Genomic DNA, 26,749 nt, shown 5'->3' with positions numbered 1-26,749 from the left:
GAACGGTCTTCCCACCGCTTCAATCCGCCTCAGGCGCGAGGTTGCGACCGGGCGGCTGCCTCATTATAAGCCGTTCCAAATCGGTGACGCCCTTCCGCTAAATCCGCTCCAAGGCGCGGCCCCTTCATCCTTTTTCCTGCAGACAGACTGGACCCATGCTTCGAGGATTACGCAAGGCCTCATCAAACTGGCTCGGCAAGACCATCATGGCGGTGGTCATGGGCGTTTTGATCGTCAGCTTCGGCATCTGGGGCATCGCCGACATCTTCCGCGGCTTCGGCCAGTCGACGGCTGCAACCGTGGGACGCACCGAGATCTCGATCAACGAGTTCCGCCAGATCTATACCGACCGTCTGCAGCAGATCGGCCGCCAGATCGGCCGGCCGTTGACCCAGGACCAGGCCCGCATGTTCGGGCTCGACCGCTCCGTGCTGCAGCAGACGATCGCGGAAGCGGCTCTCGACGAGCAGGCCCGCCGGCTCGGTCTCGGCCAGTCGGATGCCGAGACGATGCGCGTGATCCTCAGCGATCCCAACTTCAAGGGCCCGAACGGCGCGTTCGATCCGCAGCGCTTCCAGGCCATCATCCGCAATTTCGGCTTCACCGAGCAGCGCTATCTGGCCGACCAGCGCCGGCAGTCGCTGCGGCGGCAGATCACCGGCACGATCGCGGCCGGGCTCGAGCCGTCCACCCTCATGCTCGACGCGCTCAGTCGTTTCCAGAACGAGCAGCGCTCGATCGACTACATTAAGCTCGACGCGGCGCAGGCCGGCACCATCGAGGCCCCCTCGCCCGAGATCCTCGCGTCGTACTTCGACGAGCACAAGGCGCAGTTCAAGGCACCTGAGTATCGCAAGCTCTCGTTCGTGCTGGTGACGCCCGAAGAGATCGGCAAGTCGACCGACGTGTCCGACGAGGATGCGCGGAAGGTGTTCGACCAGCGCAAGGCGCTGATGGGGACGCCGGAGAAGCGCCAGGTCCAGCAGATGACGTTCCCGAGCATGGAGGAAGCCCAGGCCGCGCGCGCCCGCATCGCCGCCGGTGAGGTCACGTTCGACGAACTCGCCAAGGAGCGTAACCTCAATCCCTCCGACCTCGATCTCGGGCTGGTGACGAAGTCGGCGATTCTCGATCCCGCCGTGGCCGATACCGCCTTCTCGCTGCCGACCGGCGAGGTCAGCCAGCCGGTCAAGGGCGCGTTCAACGTGGCGCTGGTGAAGGTGAGCGCGATCCAGCCGGGCCAGGAGCCCTCTTATGAGAGCGTCGCCGCCGACATCAAGAAGGAGATCGCCGCCGATCGCGCCAAGGCGCAGGTCGCCAATCTCCGTGACAAGATGGAGGACGAGCGCGGCGGCGGAGCAAGCGTCGCTGAGGCTGCCAAGAAGCTCGGCCTCAATGCGGTGACGGTCGAAGCGGTGGATCGCTCTGGCAAACAGCCCAACGGTCAGCCTGTCCCGAACATTCCGCTCGGCCTCGACGTCGTCTCCCAGGCCTTCAACAGCGATGTCGGCGTCGACAACGAGCCGATCTCGTTCCGCGGCGGCTATGTGTGGTTCGAGGTGCTCGGCATCACCCCGCCGCGCGATCGCACGCTCGACGAAGTCAAGGACCAGGTCGCCGCCAAATGGCGCGATGATGAGGTTGCCGCCAAGCTGCGCGCCAAGGCCACCGAACTGGTCAAGAAGCTCAACGAGGGCGGCAAGCTCGCGGACGAGGCGACTGCGCTCGGCGTGAAGCTGGAGAACGCAACCGCATTCAAGCGCGATGCGAGCCTGCCGGGCGTCCCGGCAGGAGCCATCACCGCAGCATTCCGCACGGCGAAGGACGGCGTCGGCCAGACCGAGGCCGATGGCGGTAAGCAGTGGATCGTCTTCCGCGTAACCGACATCGTCGATCCCAAGGTCGACCTCGCTTCCGAAGACGTGAAGAAGCTCAAGGACCAGCTGCAACGCGCGCTGGCCGACGAGCAGGGTACGTCGTATGTCCTGAAGCTCGAGAAGGACATCGGGACCACGATCAACGAAGCTGCCGTGGCCCAGGTGGTCGGCGGCGGCAGCAATCAATGATCGATCGCTGGGGGTAAGCGCGTGCTGGACGATCTCAAGTCGATCATTGGCAAGGTGGCGACAGGGGCGCCCCTCTCTCGCGAGGAGGCAGCATCCGCCTTCGACAGGATGATGTCGGGTGAGGCCACACCGTCGCAGATGGGCGCGCTGCTGATGGCGCTGCGCGTCCGCGGCGAGACGGTGGAAGAGATCACCGGTGCCGTGAGCGTGATGCGCGCCAAGATGCTGCGTGTCGACGCACCGGCCAGTGCGGTCGACATCGTCGGCACCGGCGGTGACGGCTCCGGGTCGGTCAATGTCTCGACCTGCGCCTCCTTCATCGTGGCCGGCGCCGGCGTGCCGGTCGCCAAGCACGGCAACCGCGCGCTGTCGTCGCGCTCCGGCGCCGCCGATGTGCTCGCCGCGCTCGGCGTGAAGATCGATCTCAAGCCCGATCAGGTCGGACGTTGCGTGCGCGAGGCTGGTATCGGCTTCATGTTCGCCCCCGCCCACCATCCGGCGATGAAGAACGTCGGCCCGACCCGGGTCGAGCTCGCCACCCGCACCATCTTCAACCTGCTCGGACCGCTGTCGAACCCCGCCGGCGTCAAGCGCCAGATGGTCGGCGTCTTCTCCAGACAATGGGTCGAGCCATTGGCCCAGGTGCTGAAGAACCTCGGCTCGGAAGCCGCCTGGGTCGTCCATGGCTCCGACGGACTCGACGAAATCACTCTGACCGGCCCGACCTTCGTCGCCGCATTGGAGAACGGCCACATCCGTACCTTCGAGATCTCGCCGGAGCAGGCCGGGCTCGGCCTGTGCGGCAGCGAGGGGCTGAAGGGCGGCGACGCCGCGGCCAATGCGGTGGCGCTGCAGAGCGTGCTGGACGGTCTGCCGAGCCCCTATCGCGATGTCGCGGTGTTGAATGCGGCTGCGGCATTGGTTGTTGCGGGCCGCGCCAAGACGCTTCAGGAAGGCGTTGCGATCGGTCAGGACTCGCTCGACAGCGGAGCAGCTGCCGCGCGGTTGAAGCAGTTGATCGCCATCTCCAACAGCTGATCCCTGGAGGGCGCCATGTCCGACATCCTGGCCAAGATCGAAACCTATAAGCGCGAGGAGATAGCAGCCGCCAAGCGGGCGTGCCCGCTGCCGGAGCTCGAGGCGCGTACGCGTGACGCCCGGCCGCCGCGCGGCTTCGTCAACGCCATCCGAGCCAAGCATGCGACCGGCGACTATGCGCTGATCGCCGAGATCAAGAAGGCTTCCCCGTCCAAGGGCCTGATCCGCGCCGATTTCGATCCGCCGGTTCTCGCCAAGGCGTACGAGGCCGGCGGCGCGGCCTGCCTGTCGGTGCTGACCGATACGCCGTCGTTCCAGGGCCATCTCGACTTCATGGTCGCAGCGCGCGCGGCGACCGCCCTGCCCGTGCTGCGCAAGGACTTCATGTTCGACACCTATCAGGTGATCGAGGCGCGCGCGCATGGCGCCGACTGCATCCTGATCATCATGGCAGCGCTCGATGATGCCGCCGCTGCCGATATCGAGGCGGCCGCGCTCGCCCACGGCATGGACGTGCTGATCGAGATCCACGATCGCGCCGAGCTCGATCGCGCGCTGAAGCTGCGCTCCCCGATGATCGGCATCAACAACCGCAACCTGCGCACCTTCGAGACCACGCTGGCCACGTCCGAAACCCTGGCGCCGCTGGTGCCGAAGGACCGCCTGCTGGTCGGCGAGAGCGGCATCTTCACGTCCGTGGATCTCGCGCGTCTGGCGCGTGTCGACATCCAGACGTTCCTGGTCGGCGAGAGCTTGATGCGGCAGGCGGACGTGACCGCGGCCACGCGCGCCCTGCTCGCCCGTGATTCCTCCTCTGCCAGCGCGGCCGAGTAGCCGGTCATGAACGACAAGCCGTCCCTCACCCACATCGACGCGCGCGGCGAAGCCCGCATGGTCGACGTCTCCGACAAGGCGGCGACGGAACGGACCGCAACGGCCGAGGGGCGCGTCGTGATGAGCCCGGCCACGCTGGAGCTGATCGTCTCCGGCAATGCCAAGAAGGGTGACGTGCTGGGCACGGCGCGCATCGCCGGCATCATGGCCGCGAAGCGGACCTCGGACCTCATTCCGCTGTGCCACCCGCTGGCGCTGTCCAAGGTCACCGTCGACATCACGCCGGACGCCGCCCTGCCCGGCTGCGTCGTCAGCGCAACCGTCAAGGTCACGGGACCTACGGGCGTCGAGATGGAGGCGCTCACGGCCGTCTCCGTCGCCTGCCTGACCATATACGACATGATCAAGGCCGCCGAGCGCGGCGTGCGCATCGAAGGCATCCATCTGACCGAGAAGATCGGCGGCAAGTCCGGGCATTATCGCGCCTGAAGGTATTTACCAGCTAAATACAACTTCAAATTAATCGTTCGCTAACTCAACTTCCTAACCTCACTTCCATGGCCGACATGTAGCCATGGTTGTGGGAGGGACGTCGGACGGCCATCCCGAAGCGCCCATCGCAAGCGTATTCAGGACCGATGACGACGAACACCAGTCCCCGGAATGCCCTCCAACGTTCGACCGACCGCAGTGGCCCGATCGGGTGGCTGGTCGGCGGAGGCCTCGTGCTGATTGCGGCGATCGCGATCGGCGCGACCATCATGGCCGACAGTTTCCGGCAGCGCGCGCTCGACAGCGCGACCCGCGAGCTGGAGAACACGGTGCTGCTCCTGGCGCGCCATTTCGACCAGCAGATGGAGGACCTCGGCGCCATCCAGCGCGACCTCGCCAATTATGTTCGGCAAAACCGCATCGACACCAGCGCTCGCTTCAAGGAGCAGATGGGGACCGCCAGCATCAACGCCATGCTGACTGGCAAGCTGAGCGCGACGTCTTATCTCGGCGGCCTGAACATCTTCGATTCCGACGGCAACCTGATCAATTCCGCGAAGTCCTGGCCAGTGCCGCCGATCAACATCTCCGACCGCTCCTTTTTCCAGCGATTGAAGTCCGATCCCACCGCGCCGCAACTGCTGATCGAACCGGTGTTCGGCCGGGTCAGCGGCACCTTTGTCGCGGTCTTCGCCCTGAAGGTGACCAGTCCCAACGGCCAGTTCCTGGGCGTCATCAGCCGCAGTCTCGAGCCCATCAACATCGAACGTTTCTTCGCCTCGGTTGCGCTCGGCCCCGAGGCTGCGATCTCCATGATGCATCGCGACGGGACTTTGCTGGCCCGCCATCCTCACCACGAGGGCATGCTGAGCCAGAACTACCGCGCCGCACCGATCTTCCGCCAGATTCTGGCCGGCGACGGCAACACCACCGGCATCTTCAGCAGCCCCGTGGATGGCGAGCAGCGCGTCGGCGCATCGCACCGGCTTACGAGCTACCCGTTGATCGTCACGGCAACGACGACCGTCGCGGCGGCGCTGACCGATTGGCGCGAGCAGATGCGCTTCCTGATCGCCGTCGGCGTGACCTCCGTGCTGCTGATCGCCGGCATGCTGGCCGTCGTCGTACGCCGGCTGATCAGCGATCACGAAGCGTCCAGCCGCCGCCTGACCCTGGAGAAGGAACGGCTCGACAAGGCCGTCAACAACATGACCCAGGGCCTGCTGCTGTTCGACGCATCCGAGCGTCTCGTCATCAGCAACCAGCGCTATATCGACATGTACGGCCTCTCCGCAGACGTCGTGAAGCCGGGTTGCACGTTCCGGCAGCTGATCGCTCACCGCAAGGCCAGCGGATCGCTCACGGGCGACGATGGCGAATACGCCAATGCCGTGCTGCGTGACATCGGCTGCAAGACGTCGCAGATCATCGAGACGCCAGACGGTCGGTCGATCCAGATCGTCAACGAGCCGATCGTGGGCAGCGGCTGGCTTGCCACCCATGAAGACATCACCGAGCGCAGGCGGGCGGAGCAGCGGATCACGCATCTGGCGCATTATGATGCGCTGACCGAGCTGCCGAACCGCACCCTGTTCCACGAGCGCCTGAAGAAAGAAATGGCTGCTGTCGCCGAGGGACGGCAGATGGCGTTGCATTACATCGACATCGACGAGTTCAAGGGCGTCAACGACTCGCTCGGCCATCTGATCGGTGACGAGCTCTTGAAGTCCGTTGCGACCAGCTTGCAGACGTGCGTCGGGAGTGCCGGCTTCGTTGCGCGGCTGGGCGGCGACGAGTTCGCCGTCGTGCAGACCACGATCAAGAGCCGCGAGGACGTCAGCTGCCTGATCGAGGACATGCTTGCCGCGATCCGCGCTCCCCGCGATTGCCTGGGCCACCAGTTGACCGCCGATGCTTCGATCGGCGTGGCGCTGATTCCCCAGCACGGCACCAATCTCGACCAGATCATGAAGAATGCCGACCTCGCGATGTACGCCGCGAAGGCGGCGGGACGCCGCACCTGGCGCTTCTTCGAGCCGGAGATGGACGCCCAGGTCAAGGCCCGCCATCAGCTCGAGGTCGACCTGCGCCAGGCGATCGCGGACGATCAGCTCGAGGTCTACTACCAGCCCTGTCTCAGCCTGCAGGACGATCGCATCGTCGGCTGCGAGGCGCTGGTGCGCTGGAAGCATCCGACTCGCGGCAACGTCTCGCCGGCCGAGTTCATTCCGATTGCCGAGGAGACCGGCCTCATCAACCAGCTCGGCGAGCGCGTCCTCCACGTCGCCTGCGCGGAGGCTGCGAGCTGGCCCGACGAGATCCGGCTGGCGGTCAACGTCTCGCCGGTGCAGTTCAAGAGCGGCACGCTGGCGCTCAAGGTCGCCAATGCGCTCGCGGCGTCCGGCCTGTCGCCGCGGCGGCTGGAGCTCGAGATCACCGAAGCCGTGCTGATCCGCGACGATGATGCGCTGGATACTCTGCACGAGCTGCGCGCGCTCGGCGTGCGCATCGCGCTCGACGATTTCGGCACCGGCTATTCCAGCCTCAGCTATCTGCAGCGGATTCCGTTCGACAAGATCAAGATCGACCGCTGCTTCGTGAAGGACATCTCGGAGTCGGAGGGGTCCGCGAGCATCGTGCAGGCGGTGGTCAACATCGCCGCCATCCGCAAGATGTCGACGACCGCCGAGGGTGTCGAGACCGAGGCGCAGCGCCAGGTGCTGAAGCGGCTCGGCTGCTCGGAGATGCAGGGTTATCTGTTCAGCCCTCCGAAGCCCGCGGCCGAGGTGCGAAGCCTGTTTGCCAGCCATCGCGCCGGCGGCTCGTCCGGGCGGCGCGCCCGCTCCGATGCGGCCTGAGGGACGATCGATAAATACCGCTGCAATTTGTCGGCTTTCCATCAGCCGATTTCAAACCCTGTCGTTCGATCATACCATTCGCTCGCTTGAACGCGCGCCTGTCAGCATGATCTACCCGAAACAGTCGGACATACTCCGTGTCCGCCTGTACACGCTGGTCGAAAACCACGACGGGACGGCCGCAAGGCCGCCCCGTCGGGTGTGAGCGAAAGCGGGGCGCGAGACCGGCACGGCCCTTGCCCCTGACAAACAGCAATCAGTTCGGCACCGCCGCCTTAGCGCGGACATCGGCATTGACGGTGACGCCGCGCAGCACGTTGAACGCCGCGTGCAAGGCCTTGTCGTCCTTCTCGTCCGGCGGAACGTAGGACTGCGAGCCGGTCTGCTCGGTGCCGTCGGCCGCCGACAGATGCCCGCGCATCGATGCTTCGCCCTTGATGTCGGTGCGGTCCTTCAGATCGTCGGGCACGTCCTGCTTCACCTCGATGTCCGGCGCGATGCCCTGAGCCTGGATCGAGCGGCCCGACGGCGTGTAGTAGCGCGCCGTGGTCAGCGCCAGCGCACCATTGCCGGCGCCGAGCGGAATGATCGTCTGCACCGAGCCCTTGCCGAACGAGCGCGTGCCGATCAGGGTCGCGCGCTTGTGGTCATGCAGCGCGCCCGCCACGATCTCGGAGGCCGAGGCTGAGCCGCCGTTGATCAGCACCACGAGCGGCTTGCCCTTGGTGAGATCGCCGCCACGCGCCGTGAAGCGCTGCGTCTCCTCGGGATTGCGGCCACGCGTGGACACCACCTCGCCCCGCGGCAGGAACGTGCTGGAGACCGACACCGCCTGATCGAGCAGGCCGCCCGGATTGTTGCGCAGGTCCACCACGTAGCCAGCGAGCTTCTCCTGCGGGATCTCCTTGGAAATGGTGGCAATCGCCTTGCGCAGGCTCTCGGTGGTCTGCTCGTTGAACGAGGTGACGCGGATGTAGCCGATGTCGCCGCCCTCGGTGTGATAGCGCACCGGGCGCACGCGGATGATCTCGCGATTCAGGGTCACATCCATTGGAGCGTCCTTGCCCTTGCGGATGATCGTCAGCTTGGTCTTGGTGTTGACCCCGCCCTTCATCTTGGCGACCGCCTGTTCGAGCGTCAGGCCCTGCACCGCGTCGCCATCGATCTTGGCGATGAGATCGCCGGAGAGGATGCCGGCCTTCGACGCCGGGGTGTCGTCGATTGGCGCGACGACCTTGACGAGACCGTCCTCCATCGTGACCTCGATGCCGAGTCCGCCGAACTCACCGGAGGTCGTCTCCTGCATGTCGCGCCAGGACTTGTCGTTCATGTAGCGCGAATGCGGATCGAGCGAGGACACCATGCCGTTGATCGCGCCTTCGATCAGCGCGGGATCGTTCGGCTTCTCGACGTAGTCGGCGCGAACCCGCTCGAACACCGCACCGAACAGATTGAGCTGCGTATAGGTGTCGGCCATGCCGGCCGCTGCCTTGGCCTTGGCGATGAGCTGCGCACCCTCCGGCCCCGAAACCATCAGGGTCAGACCGACGCCCGTCATCGTGCCCGCCAAGAACAGCCAGTTTTTCCGCATTGTTTTGCTTCCCGAGCTTGGTTTGATGGCCGTCCGATCACACGTGTTCGAACGCGTCAGCGGCATGATTGGACCACGAACTCACACCACATTTCCGGTTTCTTCAAGGCCGAAGCTCCGCCGCCGCGGCCTGACCGGTCCGCCCAGCCTACCATGGCGCGCCGTGAGCCCGCACCGGAAATGGCCGTTGACAAGCTGAATTCAAGATCGTCGCCGCCTGATTGCATTATCCGGGCTTTCACGGTCACCTGGTGATCACAACTGAATGAACGACGTGGCCCCGATCGAATCGATGTCCACGGCGCATGGATGCCGCTGCGCGGCCGCGCCAGCCGCAGTTCGGAATGGCTTGCACAGCGGCTGTCCGATGGGCGATGCTGGATAACAAATGATAATATGGTTGCTGGGAGGCAGACATGAATCAACAGACCCCGATCGAACCCGGGTGGCGGAACGTCGAGCTCGGCGCCAGCGACGAGAAGTTCCAGAACCTGCATGAGTTCATCCGCAAGGCGCGCGCCCAGCTCAACCAGAACGCCTGGGACTACATCATCGGCGGCGCCGAGACCGAGACGACGCTGCGGCGGAACCGGATGGCGCTCGATGAGATCGCGTTTCGTCCGCGCGTGCTGCGCGATGTCTCCCGGGTCGACGCCTCGGTCGAGAGCTTCGGGCGCAGGCTGCGCCTGCCGGTGGTGCTGGCCCCGGTCGGGGCGCTCGAGATCTTCGATCCGGCGGGAGCCGCCAGCGTGGCACGCGGCGCCGGCCGGTTCGGGGCGGCGCACATGCTGAGTTCGGTTTCGGAACCGGGTTTGGAAAAGACGGCGGAGGCCGCGCCCGACGCCTTGCGCATCTTCCAGCTCTATGTCCGCGGTGACGACGCCTTCGTCGAGGACTATGTCAGCCGTGCCGTCGCGAACAGCTACACCGCGTTCTGCCTCACCGTCGACACCGCACATTACAGCCGGCGCGAGCGCGACATCGCAAAGCGTTACGTGCGCGAAAGCCGGCTGCGCGCCACCGGCGGCGACCATCAGAAAGCGCTGAGCTGGCACACGGTGAAGCTGATCAAGGACAAGTTCAAGCTGCCGCTGATCATCAAGGGCATCGCCACCGCCGAGGACGCAGAGATCGCCGTCGATCACGGCGTCGACTGGATCTATGTCTCCAATCATGGCGGCCGCCAGCTCGATCATGGCCGCGGCGCCATGCATGTGCTGCCGGAGGTCGTCGCGGCCGTGAGGGGCCGCGCCAAGATCATGGTCGACGGCAGCATCTCGCGCGGCACCGACATCGTCAAGGCGATCGCCTCCGGCGCCGACCTCGTCGGCATCGGCCGGCTGCAATGCTGGGCGCTCGCCGCGGCCGGCGAAGACGGCGTCCTGCGCATGCTGGAGCTGCTCGAGGACGAGGTCATCCGCGCGCTCGGCCTGCTCGGCGTCACCTCGTTCGGCGAGTTGAACGGCTCGTATTTGCACCCGGCGACCGCGACGAATCTGCCGAGCGTGGTCAGCGCGTTTCCGCTGGTCGACATCGAGCCCTATCGCTATTGAGGGAGCACTCTTTCGGCTCCCCTCTCGGCAAAGACGCGCGTCGCCATGCTTCCCTCCGATCTCCGCCCCGGCGCGGCCGATGCGCTGCTGTTCGATCTCGGCCGCGTCGTCATCGACATCGATTTCGGCCAGGTCGTCGCGCGCTGGGCGGGGCATGCGGGGTGCGCGCCGCAGGATCTCGCGGCCCGCTTCATGCGCGACGAGGTCTACCAAGGTCATGAGCGCGGCACCGTCTCCGACGCCGCGTTCTTCGCGAATCTGCGCCGGCAGCTCGGCATCGACATCAGCGACGCGCAGTTTCTCGATGGCTGGAACGCGATCTTCGTCGGCCCGATGCCCGGCATCGCCCCCCTGCTCGCGCGCGCTGCTTCGCGGCTGCCGCTCTATGCGTTCTCCAACACCAACCAGCCGCATATCAATCACTTCTCGCCTGTTTATGCCGACCTGCTCGGTCACTTCCGCGAGATCTTCCTGTCCTCGTCGATCGGCCTGCGCAAACCTGATGCTGAGGCGTATGAGCACGTGGTGCAGGCGATCGGCGTGCCGGCGGAGCGGATCGTGTTCTTCGATGACCTCGCAGAGAATGTCGAAGGCGCGCGGGCCAGCGGATTGAAAGCGGTGCTGGTGCGCTCCACGGATGATGTGGCGGCGGCCATGGCCGCGCTGGGGCTCTGATGCGTTCGCCGGGACAAGTCGAACAACTGCTATAGTTTTCGGAGCTGCCCGTGACGCTACCAAAGACACCACTGTCGTCCCTGCGAACGCAGGGACCCATAACCACCGTAGATGGTGATGAAGCAGGACTGGTCGGGCATCGCGCAAAACAACTGCTCCCTGGGGGTATGGGTGCCTGCGTTCGCAGGGACGACAGCGGAGGGCGGAGTACGCATGACACGCGTGTGAACTGATCGCGAAGGCCCACGCTCCCTGACCTTCAATCATGCAAACTCGTTCTCGCGGCATGACATGCCCGAGTGATGCTGGTTCATTCACCCTCGTCCGAACGGAGGGCGCAGGGAATGCCGGGCTGCAGGCCGCAACCCATGGCCCGCCTGCAACAAGAAAAGCAGGCGGCAGTCACCACAGGTCCAGCCGACATCCGGCATTCCCTGCGCGATGGTCTTCACGCTTATACGCGATCTCCCCGGTGCTCGGCTTGTTGGCCACCGTCGCCGTCGGAATCATCACCCGCCGGCTTGGCATCGGCGTCGGGATGCCAGGACTACGCGACTTCACGTCCGCAAGCTGCCGTTCGTCCGCGCGCCATCAAGGCCCGCTGCGACATCATTGCGGCCACCGCATCCCGCACTCCACGTCCGTGACGATCGCGAAGCGCCCCTCCTGTCGAGCACGGGACCAAATCAATATAGCAGACAATTCCGAAAAGGCGAAGATAAAATTCGGCATCGGCGAATCTACCGTATACGGCGCGTGCAGCGGCTGCGGGCTTGGCTGTACAGGCTCCAAACGCCTAAAACGCCAAGCGGTCTAAAGGTTGCTTGCCCCGCCCCGATCACCGCAGTTTGGAACGTTGCATGACCCTCACCATCATCTCCCTGCGCGACCGGCCGGACCTGATCCCGCGCGTCTTCGCACCCGAGCTCGACGGCCTCTGGCCGGAGTTCATGCGGCAGGACCGAACGGCGATGTTATATTACGGCGAGGCTGCATTCGGGCACTTTGCGGACTGCGCCTTTGCTGCGCTCGATGGCGGCGAGGTGGTCGGGCGCGCCTTCGCCATTCCCTTTGCATTCGGCGTCGATGACCGCACGACGCTGCCGGATGCGGGCTGGGACGAGGTGATCCGCTGGGGTCATGAGGACCGCATGCTGGGTCGACGGCCAACGACGATGAGCGCGCTGGAGATCGCGCTGCTGCCGAAGGCGCGCGTGTCGGGCTCCTCGCGCGCGATGCTCGATGCGCTCAAGGGCTGCGCGCGTGCAAAGGGTTTCGCCGAGCTCTACGCGCCGGTGCGGCCGAACCAGAAGCATCTGGTGCCGCGCATGCCGATGCGCGCCTATCTCGAACGGCGGCGCGCCGATGGCCAGCATACGGATTCCTGGCTGCGCACGCACCTCGCAATTGGCGGCGAGATCGTCAAGATTGCGCCGTGCTCGATGACCATCGTCGGCACGCTCGCGGAGTGGACGCAATGGACGGGCGTGGCCTTCGATCGCGCGGGCGAGATCGAGATTCCCGGCGCGCTGGTGCCCGTGCTCGTGTCCGCCGAGCACGCCGTCTATGTCGAACCGAATGTCTGGATCAGGCACCCGGTCTGATTGCTCGTCGGCCCTGGGTGCTTCATAGCCTGAGAGACCTATCACAGCCGAGCCCCTTGGCCGCACGGTGCGCGTTCGGTTAGAACGCGACTCCCTCGACTCGTGCGCTTTCCTCCAAAGGAACTCTGATGGCCCTGATGCCGGTGTCCGATGCGTTGTCCGCGGTGCTTGCCGGCGCCGAGCCGCTGGCCGAGGAAATGGTTGGGCTGGACGAGGCGTTCCACCGGGTGCTGGCGCATGACCTTGCGGCGCTGCGGACCCAGCCGCCGGAGGCGATGTCGGCGATGGACGGGTATGCGCTGCGCGCGGCGGATGCGGCCACGAGCGGGGCGCGGCTGCAGGTGATCGGTGAGGTCGCGGCGGGACGGCCGTTCGATCGCGTGATCGGTCCCGGCGAGGCGGCGCGGATATTCACCGGCGGCGTCGTGCCCGAAGGGGCTGACGCGGTCGTGATCCAGGAGGACACGCGTGCCGAAGCCGGCCACGTCGTCATCAACGAGCCCGCGATCAAGGGCCGGCACATCCGCCCCGCTGGCGTCGACTTCCATCAGGGCATGGTGCTGCTCAAGGCCGGCCGCCGGCTCAGCGACCGCGACCTGTCGCTCGCCGCGAGCATGAATCATGCGGCGCTGCCGGTGCGGCGCAGGCCCAAGGTGGCGCTGCTCGCCACCGGCGACGAGCTGGTGATGCCGGGCTCGGCGCCCGGCCCCGGCCAGATCGTCTATTCCAACGGCTACGGCCTGCGGGCGCTGATGCGCAGCGAAGGCGCGACACCGATTGATCTCGGCATCGCCGCCGACACGCTCGAGGCGACGGTCGCCGGCATCCGCCGGGCGCGCGAGGCGGAGGCCGATATCCTGGTCACCACCGGAGGCGCTTCGGTCGGCGATCACGACCTGGTCAAGCAGGCGCTCGAGGCCGAGGGCGTCGAGATGGCGTTCTGGAAGATCGCGATGCGGCCGGGCAAGCCGATGATGCACGGACGGCTCGGCGGCATGCGCGTGATCGGCCTGCCGGGCAATCCGGTGTCGTCCTATGTCTGCGCCATCCTGTTCCTGGTGCCGTTGATTCGCAGCCTGCTCGGCCGCGAGGCGCTGCTGCCGCGCGAGACCGCCCTGCTCGGCCGCGAGCTCGGCGCCAATGATTCGCGCGAGGACTATCTGCGCGCGCAGCTCGAGGAGCGCGCCGACGGCACGCTGGTCGCGACCCCTGTGACGCAGCAGGATTCGTCGCTGCTCGGCAATCTCGCGCTCTCGCAGGCACTCGTCATTCGTCCCGCCTTTGCGCCAAAGGCCCCTGCGGGAAGCCCCTGCGAGATCCTGCGGCTGCCGAACTGAGCCGCGTCCCCCGGCAAAGCCCGGTCCGTTCATCATATTTTTAGGATTGCGGAACACACATCGAACATATAGTGTCCGTTCATGATTTGTTTTTAGTATGTTGCGGAACGACGCGAAGACGCTCGTCCGGCTCGCAGAGAGATGAGGAGCTCCGATCGAGGAGCTCGCGAGTCGGACGACATCAAACCGGGGACCAGGTCGAGATGCTGACGCGCAAACAGTACGAACTTCTGCGGTTCATCAACGAACGGCTCAAGGAAGCCGGCGTGCCGCCGTCCTTCGACGAGATGAAGGACGCGCTCGACCTGCGTTCGAAGTCCGGCATTCACCGCCTGATCACCGCCCTGGAGGAGCGCGGCTTCATCCGCCGGCTGCCCAATCGCGCCCGCGCCATCGAGGTCATCAAGCTGCCCGAGCTGTCGCAGGCCGCCGGCAACCGCCGCGGCTTCACGCCGTCGGTGATCGAGGGCAATCTCGGCAAGGTTCGCACGTCGACACCGGCGCTTGATGATGGCGAGCGCCCGGTGGCGGTGCCGGTGATGGGCCGCATCGCCGCGGGTACGCCGATCGAGGCGCTGCAGACGCGCAGCCACACCATCAGCGTGCCGGCCGACATGCTCGGCAATGGCGATCACTATGCGCTGGAGGTGCGCGGCGATTCGATGGTCGACGCCGGCATCCTCGACGGCGACATGGCGCTGATCCAGCGCAACGAGACCGCCGACACCGGCGATATCGTGGTGGCGCTGATCGACGATGAGGAAGCCACCCTGAAGCGCTTCCGCCGCCGCGGCGCATCGATCGCGCTCGAGCCGGCCAATACCGCCTATGAGGTGCGCATCCTGCCGCCCAACCGGGTGAAGATCCAGGGCAAGCTGGTCGGGCTGTATCGCAAGTACTGATCGCGCACGCCGCGCAGTCGCGGTGATGCACCGCGGTTAGCATCGCGAGATGCACAATCGGTCGGCTAAGCGCGAACGAGCTTCGCGCGTAGCTCAAAAACAAGTCACACGCGAGCGCACCCTATGATGTGCAGCGCGGCATGCTCAAACGCTTGTGATCGTCAGCGGCTGCACGCGATGAAGATCAGCGCAGAATTGCCGCGAAGCGCGCGCTAACATTCTCCTCGATGTCCACTCTGATAGAGGCCTGCGCCTGTCCGGGGGGAGCGTGGGTCAGCTATCTCTGAACGAGGAGCGATCCGATGTGTGACTACAGCCTCCATGCCGTTGCCTCCCGTCCCGCCAAAGTCGGCGAGACGCTGATCTCGACGACGTTCCGCGGCACTGCAACCCGCGGCTTCGCGCTGGAAAGCGAGCCGACCGTTGCGGTGTGCATGCTGCCCGGCACCGAGCTCGCCTTCGCCGAGGACGTCCGCTACGACAGCCGCTGGCTGTGGACGCGGACCATCCGCGAGCGCGTCGCCAAGTTCAACACCATCGAGAAGCACATTCCCGATCGCCATCACGACGCGATCGAGTTCGCCGACGGCCGCCACGTCCTGGTGACACAGCTCTGCGAGGGCCAGCGCGTGACGGTGCTGCAATTGCCCGTCACCAAGCAGCCCGGCGAGCACCGTCCCGAGCAGGCAGAGGAGCGGCCGGCGGCGCAGACCCCATCGATCCGGCGCATCAGCATCACCTGACGATCTGATCGCCAACTGATCGCATTCCTCGGATCGCGCGCCAACATCGCGGCGGCTCTCGGCCGGCATCTGCCGGTGCCGAGGGCCGTCGCGCAGCAATGAGCGATCCACCGAACTAATCGTCGACGCCCTGCTCCGACTCTGGCGGCGTCGCATCCTGAACGCGCGACGCGGGCGCGCGCGGCACCAATGTCGGTTCGAACTCGGTCGCATCAGGCGGTGCCGGCGCCCATGGGCGGTCGGAGCCTGCGGCGCGGACAGGCGTGACGGCGAAGCCGCGGCCCTGGCGGGTCAGCATCAATGCGCCCTGCTGCTGCAATCGCGGGCGGTCGATCACCCCGGCCGCGCAGGACGACGGTGCGGCGCGCGTGGTCACGATGAGCGCAGCGCGGGCGCAATCGTCGGCCAGCGCGTCGGCGCGCAGGGCCATCGCGACCAGGCGGCCGTCTGCCATCGCCACGACGCAACCCGCCTCATCGCAGGACACGCCGTCACCCAGCGACGAGTCGGCCGGCAGGCGCGCATCGGCATCGGCAGCGAGCCACTCGCGGGTGGCGAACACGTCCTTGCCGCTGCGCATCACATGCAGCCGCCCGTCGCCACCACGCACGGCCACCGCGCGTCCGTCGCCGGAGATCAGGATGTCGGGCAGCGGCGCTGCGGCCGCCCACAACGTTGCCGCTGCCAGCATCAGCGCGCCTGACCAGCGCAACGGCGTCCTGAGCAGGCCGATCAGGATCAGGCCGAGGCTGCCCAGGACCAGCGGGCCGATGCCGAACGCGGCCATGCGCCCGACGGCGCCGGGCAGCGCGGCCACCCAGCGCGTCACCGCGATCATCCAGTCGATGCCCCAGCCCATCAGCATCCACCAGACACCATCGAGCCCGAATGGCGCGGCCATCAGGCCCAGCAGCCCTGCGGGCATCACCAGCGCCGAGACCACCGGCATCGCGGCGAGATTGGCCAGCACGCCATAGGGCGTGATGCGGTGGAAGTGGAACGCGGCGTAGGGCGTGGTCGCGAGCCCCGCGATCAGCGAGGCCAGCAGCAGCATGGCAAGCTCACGGCCGCCCCACAGCGCGATGCGCTGCGTGGTCGATGAGTCCGGCGTCGCGAACAGTCTGGGCAGGCCGAACTGCACCAGCGCGACGAGGCCGAGCGTTGCCGCGAAGGACATCTGGAAGCTCGGATGCACCAGCGCTTCGGGAGCGGCGATCAGCACGATCATCGCGGCCACCGCGAGGGTGCGGAAGGTGACGGCGCGGCGGTCGACCATGACGGCGATCAGCACGACCGCGGTCATGAAGAACGATCTCTGCGTCGCGACCTCCGCGCCGGAGAGCAAGAGATAGAGAGCGGCGGCCACCAGCGCCGCAGCGGCTGCCCATTTCTTGATCGGGTGGCTCACGGTGAGGCCGGGGATCAGCGCGAGCAGCGCGCGCACGGCGAAGAACACGACGCCGGCGACGACCGCCATGTGATAGCCGGAGATCGACAGCACATGGCCGAGGCCGGAGATGAACATCGCGTCGTTGACATCAGGCGTGATGGCGTCGCGCCGGCCGGTCAGCAGCGCGGTGGCAATGGCGCGCTCGTCGCCACTGAGCCTTGCGCGGATGCGAGCATCGATCGCATCTCGCAGGCCCTGCATGGTCGCGGCATAGCGCAGGGCGAACCCGCCTTCCTGCGGCGGCGGCTGCGCTGATATCGCCCCCATCACGAAGCCGGAGGCGCCGATGCCCTGGAAGAACATGTCGCGGGCGAAGTCGTAGGAACCGGGGCGCACCGGCGCGAGCGGCGGCAGCAGCCGCGCCTTCAACTGCACGAAGCTGCCGACATCGGGCGCGGTGCCCTTGCGCACCGCGAGCCGGACACGCGTCAGCGTGATCGCGTTGCGCTGGCTCTCCATCGAGTTGACGCGCAGCACGATGCGGTCGCTGCGCTCGCGGATGTCGCGCGCCTCGACGAAGCCCGACAGCGACACCGAATAGAGCGGCCGGGCCAGCACCGGATGCGCCACGCGCGCGGTCTTCACGGTCGCGACCGCGAAGCCGGATGCCGCGGCTGCCATCATCACGGCGGCCGGAAATAGCCGATGGCGTCGCATCAGCGCGGCCACCAGGCAGAGCAGCCCGGCGGTGACGGCGGCGATCCAGAGCACGGGCTCGTGATCGGCGGAGAAGTACAGCGCAATGCCGGCGCCGAAAGCGACGGGCACCCAGGGCAGCAGCCGCCCTGCCCCGGCCTCCTCGCTTGCCCAACTCCGGAGCTTGGCGGCAAAGGACGGCCACGCGCCGGCGCCGATCCCGGGCCAGCCGCCAGCCAGCGCGCCGCGCGGCGGCCAGACATCGGCCATCACGCCCGCGATCCCGCGACGCCACCCTGGCGGCCGTACCGGCTCCGCCATGACCCACACCACCCGCAACCTGTTGGCGGGATAAGGCTACCGGAGGCTGCGCGAGGCCGCCTAGCAGAACGGAACGGGAATCCTGACTTTCTGCACGGCTTGAGCGTTGGAACTTTTCGCAGCGCACGCGCTTATCGGGGTATGGATGCCCACGACATGGACGACCCCTTCGCCGATCTCGCCTTGGAGAAGGCGATCCACCTGCGCTGGACTCTCCGGGACATCAAGGCGCATCGGCTCACGCTGTCCCCGGTTGCCGAGGATGATTTGTCGCTGCTCGCCGAACGCGGGCTCGTCGAGCTCACCGACGGTGTGCCCACGCTGACGGATGCCGGGCAGGACGCGATCGGCTGAGCCGCACGCGTCCCGCGCCGTCCGTTTGCCTCAGCCCTTCGCGACTTCCTTCGCGAACGTATCGCGCAGGCCGATGGTGCGGTTGAACACGAGCTTGTCCGCAGTCGAGTCCGCATCCCGTACGAAGTAGCCCTGACGCTCGAACTGCATCGGCTCGGCCGAGTTGCTCGTGGCAATCGCCGGCTCGATGCGCGCGTCGGTCAGCACCTCCAGCGAATTCGGATTGAGGTCGGCGGTGAAGTCGGCCGCGTTCGGGCTCGGATTGGCAAACAGCTGGTTATAGAGACGAATCTCAGCCTGCACCGACTGCGCGGCCGGCAGCCAATGCATCGTCGCCTTGACCTTGCGTCCATCAGGCGCGTTGCCGCCCTTGGTCGCCGGATCATACGTGCAGCGCAGCTCGACGATCTCGCCGGCGTCGTTCTTGATGACCTCGCGGCACTTGATGAAATAGGCGTAGCGCAGCCGCACCTCGTTGCCCGGTGACAGGCGGAAGAACTTCTTCGGCGGGTTCTCCATGAAGTCGTCCTGCTCGATGTAGAGCTCGCGGCCGAAGGCGATCTTGCGCGTGCCGGCCGACGGATCATCCGGATGGTTGATCGCCTCGAGCTCCTCGACCTGCCCTTCCGGATAGTTCTCGATCACCACCTTTAAGGGACGCAGCACCGCCATGCGGCGCTGCGCCGTGCGGTTCAGCTCCTCGCGGATGCAGAACTCCAGCATGCCGACATCGACGATGCTGTTGGCCTTGGCGATGCCGATGCGCTTGATGAATTCGCGCACCGCCGCCGGCGGCACGCCGCGGCGCTTCAATCCGGCGATGGTCGGCATGCGCGGATCGTTCCAGCCGGCAACATGGCCGTCCTGCACCAGCCGCGTCAGCACGCGCTTCGACAGCAGCGTGTAGGTGAGGTTGAGGCGCGCGAACTCGTACTGCCGCGGGTGCGACGGCACCGGCAGCTTGTCGAGCAGCCATTCGTAGAGCGGCCGGTGATCCTCGAATTCGAGCGTGCAGATCGAGTGCGTCACGCCCTCGATCGCGTCCGACTGGCCGTGGGCGTAGTCATAGCTCGGATAGATCTTCCAGGTGTCGCCGGTGCGCGGGTGATGCGCGTGCAGGATCCGGTACAGCACGGGGTCGCGCAGATTGATGTTGCCGGCGGCCATGTCGATCTTGGCGCGCAGCACGCGCGCGCCGTTCGGGAATTCGCCCGCCTTCATGCGCCGGAACAGGTCGAGATTCTCCTCGACCGAGCGGTCGCGGAACGGGCTGTTCTTGCCGGGCTCGGTGAGCGTGCCGCGCGCCAGCCGGATCTCCTCCTGGGTCTGGTCGTCGACATAGGCAAGGCCGGCCTTGATCAGGCCTTCCGCCCAGTCGTAGAGCCGCTCGAAATAATCCGAGGCATAGAACAGGTTGTCGCCCCAATCGTAGCCGAGCCAGCGCACGTCGGCCTGGATGGAATCGATGTATTCCTGCTCTTCCTTGGTCGGATTGGTGTCGTCGAAGCGAAGATTGCAGCGGCCGCCGAACTCCCGGGCGATGCCGAAGTTGAGACCGATCGACTTGGCATGGCCGATATGCAGGTAGCCGTTCGGCTCCGGCGGGAACCGGGTGACGACCGCCTTGTGCTTGCCGCTGTCGAGATCGGCCTGGACGATGTCGCGGATGAAGTCGCGCCCTGCCTCTGCCGTCGCTGCCGTGTCGTTCGTGGTCATCAAGAATATCCTGCTCCGGAATTTGGAAGCCTATCTGCCAAATCCGCCTCCCCCAAGGAAGGCTTTAGTTATGCGGTAGGCCTGCTATACACCCCCCGCCCTGTTGAGCCCCTGCCTGGATTTCGTGCTGCCGCCCATGACCTCATCGACCACCTCACCGATCGTCACGCGCTTTGCCCCCTCCCCGACCGGTTTTCTCCATATCGGAGGCGCCCGGACGGCCCTGTTCAACTGGCTGTATGCGCGGGGCCGCGGCGGCAAGATGCTGCTGAGGATCGAGGACACCGACCGGGAGCGCTCGACCGATGCGGCCATCACGGCGATCCTCGACGGGCTGAAATGGCTCGAGCTCGATTGGGACGGCGAGGTCATCTACCAATATAGCCGCGCGGCGCGGCATCGCGAGGTCGCCGAGCAGCTGCTCGCCAGCGGCATGGCGTATCGCTGCTATGCCACGGCGGAGGAGCTGACGGCCATGCGCGAGAAGGCGCGCGCGGAAGGCCGCACGCGCCTGTACGACGGCCTATGGCGCGACCGCGATCCCAAGGAGGCGCCCGAAGGCGTCAAGCCGACCATCCGGCTGCGCGCGCCGCTGACCGGCGAGACCGTGATCGAGGACCAGGTGCAGGGCCGCGTGGTCTGGCAGAACGAGAACCTCGACGATCTCGTGCTGCTGCGAGGCGATGGCAATCCGACCTACATGCTGGCGGTGGTCGTCGACGACCACGACATGGGCGTCACCCACGTCATCCGCGGCGACGACCATCTGATCAACGCCGCGCGCCAGAAGCAGATCTACGATGCACTGGGCTGGACGGTGCCGTCGATGTCGCACATTCCGTTGATTCACGGGCCCGATGGATCGAAGCTCTCGAAGCGCCACGGTGCGCTCGGCGTCGATGCCTACCGCGCCATGGGATATCTGCCGTCCGCCCTGCGCAATTACCTGGTACGGCTCGGCTGGAGCCATGGCGACCAGGAGATCTTCTCGACCGACGAGATGATCAAGGCGTTCGACCTGCCGGCGATCGGCCGCTCGGCGGCGCGGTTCGACTTCGCCAAGCTGGAAAACCTCAACGGCCACTATATCCGCCACAGCGACGACGCCGCGCTGGTACGCCAGTTCGAAGACGTTCTCAACTACGTGCCGAACGGCCCGGCGCTGAAGGCCAAGCTCAACGATGCCACGCGCGCGCAGCTGACGCAGGCGATGCCGAGCCTGAAGGAGCGCGCCAAGACGCTGCTGGAGCTGATCGACGGCGCCGCCTTCATCTTCGCCGACCGGCCGCTGCCGATCGATCCCAAGGCCGCCGCCCTGCTGACGCCGGAAAGCCGCGCCCTGATCGGCCGGCTGCACGACGCGCTTTCGGCCGTCGAGTCCTGGAGCGGGCCGGCCACGGAAGCCGCGCTGCGTGCGTTTGCGGAAGCTAACAATCTCAAGCTGGGCGCCGTGGCGCAGCCGCTGCGCGCCGCGCTGACCGGACGGACAACTTCGCCCGGCATTTTCGACGTTCTGGCCATTCTGGGGCGTGATGAATCCTTAGGCCGTCTGAAGGACCAGACCATCGCATAAGGTCTCATTAACCCCCATCTTGCAGCGCACAGGGCAATACGATACCCAGTTGTGCGGCACAAACTGGTGTCCCGGGCTTTGACAATCGTCACACGTTGCAGCCGGCGCGTTTGCGAATGTGAAAGCCGAAGGACACTAGTAAGTATAAGATTCCAGTGCGGTTTCGGATTTGACCTTCGCTTAAGATGTTCACGGCAACAGTGCCGCGGACGACGCTGACGGCAAAGTCAGAGCCACCGCACTAGATAATGTCCACCCGCCTGCGATCTCTCACAAAGAACAAGGGCCAAAGCCTAACGATCACGCCTAACGATCTCATCGGGGACAAACGATGGACGCAAAATCCGCAAGCAAGACCGCGACCCTCACCGTCGGCAACAAGAATTTCGATCTTCCGATCCTGAGCGGCACCGTGGGCCCCGACGTCATCGACATCGGCAAGCTCTACGCCCAGACCGGGATGTTCACCTATGACCCCGGCTTTACTTCCACCGGCAGCTGCCAGTCGAAGATCACCTATATCGACGGCGACGCCGGCGTCCTGGAATACCGCGGCTACCCGATCGAGCAGCTCGCCGAGAAGGGCGACTTCCTCGAGACCTGCTATCTGCTGCTGTACGGGGAGCTTCCGACCGCCGCCCAGAAGAAGGACTTCGACTATCGCGTGACCCATCACACGATGGTGCACGAGCAGATGTCGCGCTTCTTCCACGGCTTCCGCCGTGACGCCCATCCGATGGCGGTCATGGTCGCCTCGGTCGGCGCGCTCGCTGCGTTCTACCACGACTCGACCGACATCAACGATCCGAAGCAGCGCATGATCGCGTCGATGCGGATGATCGCGAAGATCCCGACCCTGGCCGCGATGGCCTACAAATACACCATCGGCCAGCCCTTCGTTTATCCGAAGAACTCGCTGTCCTTCGCCGAGAACTTCCTGCACATGTGCTTCGCCGTGCCGTGCGAGGACTACAAGCCGAATCCGGTGCTCGCGGACGCGCTCGACAAGATCTTCATCCTGCACGCCGACCACGAGCAGAACGCCTCGACCTCGACGGTGCGCATCGCCGGCTCCTCGGGCGCCAACCCGTTCGCCTGCATCGCCGCCGGCATCGCCTGCCTGTGGGGCCCGGCGCATGGCGGCGCCAACGAGGCCGCGCTGAACATGCTGGCCGAGATCGGCACCGTCGACAAGATTCCCGAATTCATCGCCAAGGTGAAGGACAAGAACAGCGACGTGCGCCTGATGGGCTTCGGCCATCGCGTCTACAAGAACTACGACCCGCGCGCCAAGATCATGCAGAAGATGTGTCACGCGGTGCTCAAGGAGACGGGCCACGCCGACGATCAGATGCTGAAGGTCGCGATGGAGCTCGAGAAGATCGCGCTCAGCGATCAGTACTTCATCGACCGCAAGCTCTATCCGAACGTCGACTTCTACTCGGGCATCACCCTGAAGGCGATGGGCTTCCCGGTCTCGATGTTCACCGTGCTGTTCGCGGTCGCCCGCACCGTCGGCTGGATCAGCCAGTGGAGCGAGATGATCGAGGACCCGCAGCAGAAGATCGGCCGTCCGCGCCAGCTCTACACCGGCGTGACCACGCGCAACTATGTCGAGATGGACAAGCGCGGCTGATCAAACAGCAGCGATCAATGATCAAAGGCCCGTCCACGCTGGACGGGCCTTTTTTGCTGCAGTTGGATGCGCGTCCGCTGAAGCTGGTGAGCAGCCGTAGGGTGGGCAAAGCGGCCGCCGCAAGGCGTCAGCGTGCCCACCCTCGTTCGGCGAACTCAGCGGCTAAAGCGCGATGAGATCAGGATGAATCGTCATCGCGCTTTAGGTTGTTGTTTGCGCATGATCTTTTCGGAAAACCGCTGCGCACTTTTCCGGATCATGCTTTAGATGGTGGGCACGGCGCCTCTGCGATCTCATGAGTGGAGAGAGCACGGCAGCGCCTTTGCCGACCCTACGGCTCACGTCGTTCAACTCATAAGGCAGAAGCGATGACGGAGCGGCTCGCAACTTTCCGAGCGTTGTGTATCGCGGCGATCGTGCTGGTTTTCGTCCCGACGATGCCGAGCCATGCAGCGGATACCGTCCCGCAAGAGCTGACCGTCTCCACGGCCGACGCGTCCATGACGATCAAGCTGTTTGCCGGTCAGCGCGAAGGTCCGCGGCCGGCGGTGATCATCCTCCATGGCGCACAGGGACTCGAGCGATATGCCGCCGCGTATTCCCGCTATGCCCAGGCGCTGGCCGCCAAAGGCATCGATGCAGCTCTCGTTTCCTATTATGACGCAACAGACATCGGCCCGATGAGCTCAGCCGATCAGAAAACCCGACAGGCTTACTTCTCTGCTCACGTTGCGACATGGTCGGAGCGCGTCCGCGGCGCGGCGTCCCTGCTCACGCGTCGTGAGGGCTACTCCGGCAAGATCGGGCTTCTCGGCTTTTCCAATGGTGGCTTTCTTGCAGTTGCTACCGCTGCGTCGGATCCGCGTATCACGGCGCTGGTGGTCTTTTATGCGGGGCGTCCCGATCTCCATGACGCAGACCCATTTCGTCTGCCGCCTCTACTCGCTCTCCACGGCGATGCCGATCGCAACGTGCCGCTGTCGTCGGGCAAGGCCCTGGTCGAAGCAGCCCAAGCAGCAGGCAGAGAGGCCGAACTGGTCATCTATCACGGCATGGGCCACGGTTTCGATTTCGATGCGACCCGCCCCGAGGCTGCGGATGCGCTTGCACGAGCGACAAGCTTTTTCCTGGAGCGATTGAAGTGAAAGGTCCTGGTGTTCAGCCGTAGGGTGGGCAAAGCGGCCGCCGCAAGGCGGCAGCGTGCCCACCGTCGATCGACGAACCGAGCAGAAGATGGTGGGCACGGCGCGACTACAAGTCTCCGTAAGGAGAGAGCACGGCAGCGCCTTTGCCCACCCTACGAGACCGTCTTTGTTGTTAGGGCGTGCCCCGCGGTCCGCCGCGCATCGTGGCCAGAACGACGTCGGCTGCGCGCTCGCTGGGCGAGGCAGCGCCGGTCGACATGATGTCGTCGAGCCGGTCGAACGCTGCGACTTGGCGTGCACGGATCGGGCCGTTGCTCAGCAGATCGACCAGCACGGGCGCGAGGTTGTCGGCGGTGCAGGCCTCCTGCAAATACTCCGGAATGACGTTCTCGCCGATCACGAGATTGGCGAGGATCACCGACTGGACCTTGACCAGGGGGCGCAGGATGAAGGCTTCGACGTCGCCGACGCGATAGGCCGTCACCATCGGCACGCCCGACAGCGCGAGCTCCAGCGTGACCGTGCCCGACTTCGCCAGCGCTGCGTGGGCCGTCCTGAAGGCAGCGCGCTTCTCGGCCTCGCCGGTGATGATCGCGGGCGCCACCGACCAGTTCGCCACCCCGGCCCGGACGGCAGCTTCGAGATGCGGCGTGGTCGGCACCACCGCCTCGAACGCGATGCCTTGCGCCTGCAAGCGCGCCAGTGTCTCACCGAAAACCGCGATATGGCGGGCAACCTCGCTGCGCCGGCTGCCGGGCAGCACCAGCAGCAGCGGCGGCTTGGCGTCGCGGCGCGCCTGCTCTGCCTCGTTGGGGCGCAGCGACGATAACTGCTCGATCAAGGGATGACCGACATAGGTGCAGGGCGGACCACCGAGCTTGCGAAACGCCTCCGGTTCGAAGGGCAGCAGACCAAGCACATGATCGACATAGGAATGCATCGCGCGCGCCCGGCCCGGCCGCCACGCCCACACCGTCGGCGCGACGTAGTTCACGATCGGGATCGCAGCGTCACGGGCGTGAACGCGTTTGGCCACGCGCTGAGTGAAGTCGGGACTGTCGATGATGACGAGCACGTCCGGCTGCGCCGCAATCACGGCGTCCACGGTCTGCCTGAGCAGCCGCAGAATCTTCGGCAGCTGCTTCAGAACGCCGGTGAACCCCATGATCGAGAGCTCCTCGATCGGGAACAGCGAGACGAGTCCCTCCCCGGTCATGTCGCGGCCGCCGACGCCGGTGAATGCAACGGTGTCGCCGAGCCGCTGGCGCAGCACCTTCATCAGCGGCGCGCCGAGGCGATCGCCGGACTCTTCGGTGGCCACGAGGCAGATCCTGCGGAGGCCCCGGCCTGCCGGCGGCTGCGCCGTCACGCAGTGACGCCCGTGATGAACACGCCGGCGCGATCGGCGGCCGTGACCGTCGCTTGCGGATCGGCCAGCAGGGTGTGGGCCGATGCGACGGCGACGCCGGCGAGGCCGGCCGTGGCGAGACCTTCGACCGTGCGCGGCCCGATGGTCGGCAGGTCGTAGCGGAGGTCTTGGCCGGCCTTCGGCGCCTTCACCAGCACGCCGCGGCCTACGGCAGAGCGGATGCGGCGATCGGTGCGCAGCCGCGCCACGCGGGCCAGCAGCCCGTCGGTGCCCTCGATGTCCTCCAGCGCCACGACGTGACCGTCGATCACGACCACGGCCTGCCCGACATCGAACGGCGCCATCGCCCTGAGCACGGCGAGCCCCTTGGCGATGTCGCCGGTCACGAGATCGTTCGGCCGGCTGCGCGTCAGATGCCCCTCGGGCACGAGCAGGTTGGGCGCGACGTCCTTGACGCCGATCATGTGGAAGCCGTGGCGTTCGAAGATGCGGCCGACGCCCGACAGCAGATGATCGTCGCCGCCGCGGAACGCCGACCAGATGTAGGGCAGCTCACGCAAGGTGCCCCAGTCGAAGCGGATCTCGGAGACCGCGGGGCGCACGAGGTTGCCGATGAACATCAGGTCGCGGACGCCTTCGGCCTTGAGCAGCTTCAGCGCATTGCCGAGCTGGCCGAGGCCGATCCAGTGATGACGGAAGCGGGCCAACGGCTTGGGATCACAGATGCCTTTGAGGGCGAACAGCACCGGCGTCTGCCCGCGCGCAACGATGGCGTCGCCGACCGCGAAGGGCAGCACGCCACCGGCTGCGATCAAGCCGACCGGCGGTGTGGTCTCGCTGGCCTGCCCGCACATGA

General features: G+C 66.0%; 20 protein-coding genes. 15 read left to right on the top strand and 5 right to left on the bottom strand.

Annotated elements, in window-relative coordinates; genetic code table 11:
• The first annotated feature begins 155 nt into the window (after positions 1-155).
• The 5 genes from BRAD285_RS14495 (at position 156) to BRAD285_RS14475 (ending at position 7,288) form a co-directional block, all read left to right on the top strand.
• The gene (locus BRAD285_RS14495) at positions 156-2,066 is read left to right on the top strand and encodes a peptidylprolyl isomerase (RefSeq protein WP_006611078.1); all 1,911 of its coding nucleotides are present in this window, start codon (positions 156-158) and stop codon (positions 2,064-2,066) included.
• A gap of 24 nt (positions 2,067-2,090) precedes the next feature.
• Entirely contained in the window at positions 2,091-3,104 is a 1,014-nt protein-coding gene (gene trpD, locus BRAD285_RS14490; protein ID WP_035645759.1) for an anthranilate phosphoribosyltransferase, read from the top strand.
• A gap of 15 nt (positions 3,105-3,119) precedes the next feature.
• Complete coding sequence (gene trpC, locus BRAD285_RS14485) at positions 3,120-3,938, top strand: indole-3-glycerol phosphate synthase TrpC (RefSeq protein WP_006611080.1); 819 nt, start codon at positions 3,120-3,122, stop codon at positions 3,936-3,938.
• A 6-nt stretch (positions 3,939-3,944) separates the two neighbouring features.
• Positions 3,945-4,427 carry a cyclic pyranopterin monophosphate synthase MoaC gene (moaC, locus tag BRAD285_RS14480; RefSeq protein WP_006611081.1) on the top strand — a complete coding sequence of 161 codons (483 nt, stop codon included), beginning with the start codon at positions 3,945-3,947 and terminating at the stop codon, positions 4,425-4,427.
• Positions 4,428-4,576: 149 nt separating this feature from the next.
• Positions 4,577-7,288, top strand: coding sequence for an EAL domain-containing protein (locus tag BRAD285_RS14475; protein WP_006611082.1), 2,712 nt, complete (start codon positions 4,577-4,579; stop codon positions 7,286-7,288).
• A 256-nt stretch (positions 7,289-7,544) separates the two neighbouring features.
• On the opposite strand, the gene BRAD285_RS14470 is transcribed toward BRAD285_RS14475, so the two are convergent.
• The gene (locus tag BRAD285_RS14470) at positions 7,545-8,879 is read right to left on the bottom strand and encodes a S41 family peptidase (RefSeq protein WP_006611084.1); all 1,335 of its coding nucleotides are present in this window, start codon (positions 8,877-8,879) and stop codon (positions 7,545-7,547) included.
• Positions 8,880-9,295: 416 nt separating this feature from the next.
• Between BRAD285_RS14470 and BRAD285_RS14465 the strand changes: the two genes are divergently transcribed.
• From BRAD285_RS14465 to BRAD285_RS14435, 6 genes are all read left to right on the top strand, one after another.
• Positions 9,296-10,432: an alpha-hydroxy acid oxidase gene (locus BRAD285_RS14465; protein WP_006611085.1), complete on the top strand. Its 1,137-nt coding sequence runs from the start codon at positions 9,296-9,298 to the stop codon at positions 10,430-10,432.
• Between the two features lie 45 nt (positions 10,433-10,477).
• Positions 10,478-11,107, top strand: coding sequence for an HAD family phosphatase (locus tag BRAD285_RS14460; protein WP_006611086.1), 630 nt, complete (start codon positions 10,478-10,480; stop codon positions 11,105-11,107).
• Positions 11,108-12,057: 950 nt separating this feature from the next.
• Positions 12,058-12,711 (top strand): hypothetical protein, encoded by a 654-nt coding sequence (locus tag BRAD285_RS14450; protein ID WP_006611087.1) that lies wholly within the window; start codon positions 12,058-12,060, stop codon positions 12,709-12,711.
• Between the two features lie 128 nt (positions 12,712-12,839).
• Positions 12,840-14,048, top strand: a complete 1,209-nt coding sequence (gene glp, locus BRAD285_RS14445) for a gephyrin-like molybdotransferase Glp (RefSeq protein WP_006611088.1) — start codon at positions 12,840-12,842, stop codon at positions 14,046-14,048.
• Positions 14,049-14,251: 203 nt separating this feature from the next.
• Positions 14,252-14,950 carry a transcriptional repressor LexA gene (lexA, locus tag BRAD285_RS14440; protein WP_006611089.1) on the top strand — a complete coding sequence of 233 codons (699 nt, stop codon included), beginning with the start codon at positions 14,252-14,254 and terminating at the stop codon, positions 14,948-14,950.
• Positions 14,951-15,252: 302 nt separating this feature from the next.
• Positions 15,253-15,693, top strand: coding sequence for a hypothetical protein (locus BRAD285_RS14435; protein WP_006611090.1), 441 nt, complete (start codon positions 15,253-15,255; stop codon positions 15,691-15,693).
• 115 nt (positions 15,694-15,808) lie between these two features.
• Here the strand turns inward: BRAD285_RS14435 and BRAD285_RS14430 are convergent, their stop codons facing one another.
• Complete coding sequence (locus BRAD285_RS14430; protein WP_035645742.1) at positions 15,809-18,100, bottom strand: ComEC/Rec2 family competence protein; 2,292 nt, start codon at positions 18,098-18,100, stop codon at positions 15,809-15,811.
• 141 nt (positions 18,101-18,241) lie between these two features.
• On the opposite strand from BRAD285_RS14430, the gene BRAD285_RS14425 reads away from it, so the two are divergent.
• Entirely contained in the window at positions 18,242-18,454 is a 213-nt protein-coding gene (locus BRAD285_RS14425; protein ID WP_006611092.1) for a hypothetical protein, read from the top strand.
• A 30-nt stretch (positions 18,455-18,484) separates the two neighbouring features.
• On the opposite strand, the gene BRAD285_RS14420 is transcribed toward BRAD285_RS14425, so the two are convergent.
• Complete coding sequence (locus BRAD285_RS14420) at positions 18,485-20,170, bottom strand: glutamine--tRNA ligase/YqeY domain fusion protein (RefSeq protein WP_035645744.1); 1,686 nt, start codon at positions 20,168-20,170, stop codon at positions 18,485-18,487.
• Between the two features lie 136 nt (positions 20,171-20,306).
• Here BRAD285_RS14420 and gltX point away from each other — a divergent pair, with 136 nt between their 5' ends.
• From gltX to BRAD285_RS14405, 3 genes are all read left to right on the top strand, one after another.
• The gene (gltX, locus tag BRAD285_RS14415) at positions 20,307-21,743 is read left to right on the top strand and encodes a glutamate--tRNA ligase (protein ID WP_006611094.1); all 1,437 of its coding nucleotides are present in this window, start codon (positions 20,307-20,309) and stop codon (positions 21,741-21,743) included.
• 331 nt (positions 21,744-22,074) lie between these two features.
• On the top strand, positions 22,075-23,379 hold the full coding sequence (gene gltA, locus BRAD285_RS14410; protein WP_006611095.1) for a citrate synthase: 1,305 nt from the start codon (positions 22,075-22,077) through the stop codon (positions 23,377-23,379).
• Between the two features lie 368 nt (positions 23,380-23,747).
• On the top strand, positions 23,748-24,524 hold the full coding sequence (locus BRAD285_RS14405; protein ID WP_006611096.1) for a dienelactone hydrolase family protein: 777 nt from the start codon (positions 23,748-23,750) through the stop codon (positions 24,522-24,524).
• A 172-nt stretch (positions 24,525-24,696) separates the two neighbouring features.
• On the opposite strand, the gene lpxB is transcribed toward BRAD285_RS14405, so the two are convergent.
• On the bottom strand, positions 24,697-25,893 hold the full coding sequence (gene lpxB, locus BRAD285_RS14400; RefSeq protein WP_006611097.1) for a lipid-A-disaccharide synthase: 1,197 nt from the start codon (positions 25,891-25,893) through the stop codon (positions 24,697-24,699).
• Positions 25,890-26,747: an LpxI family protein gene (locus tag BRAD285_RS14395; protein ID WP_006611098.1), complete on the bottom strand. Its 858-nt coding sequence runs from the start codon at positions 26,745-26,747 to the stop codon at positions 25,890-25,892. The genes lpxB and BRAD285_RS14395 overlap by 4 nt, the downstream gene beginning before the upstream one ends.
• Between the last annotated feature and the right edge of the window lie 2 nt (positions 26,748-26,749).

Origin of the sequence: Bradyrhizobium sp. ORS 285, from assembly GCF_900176205.1 — a bacterium.
Taxonomy (GTDB): domain Bacteria; phylum Pseudomonadota; class Alphaproteobacteria; order Rhizobiales; family Xanthobacteraceae; genus Bradyrhizobium.
This window is presented reverse-complemented; position numbering and strand designations above follow the sequence as displayed.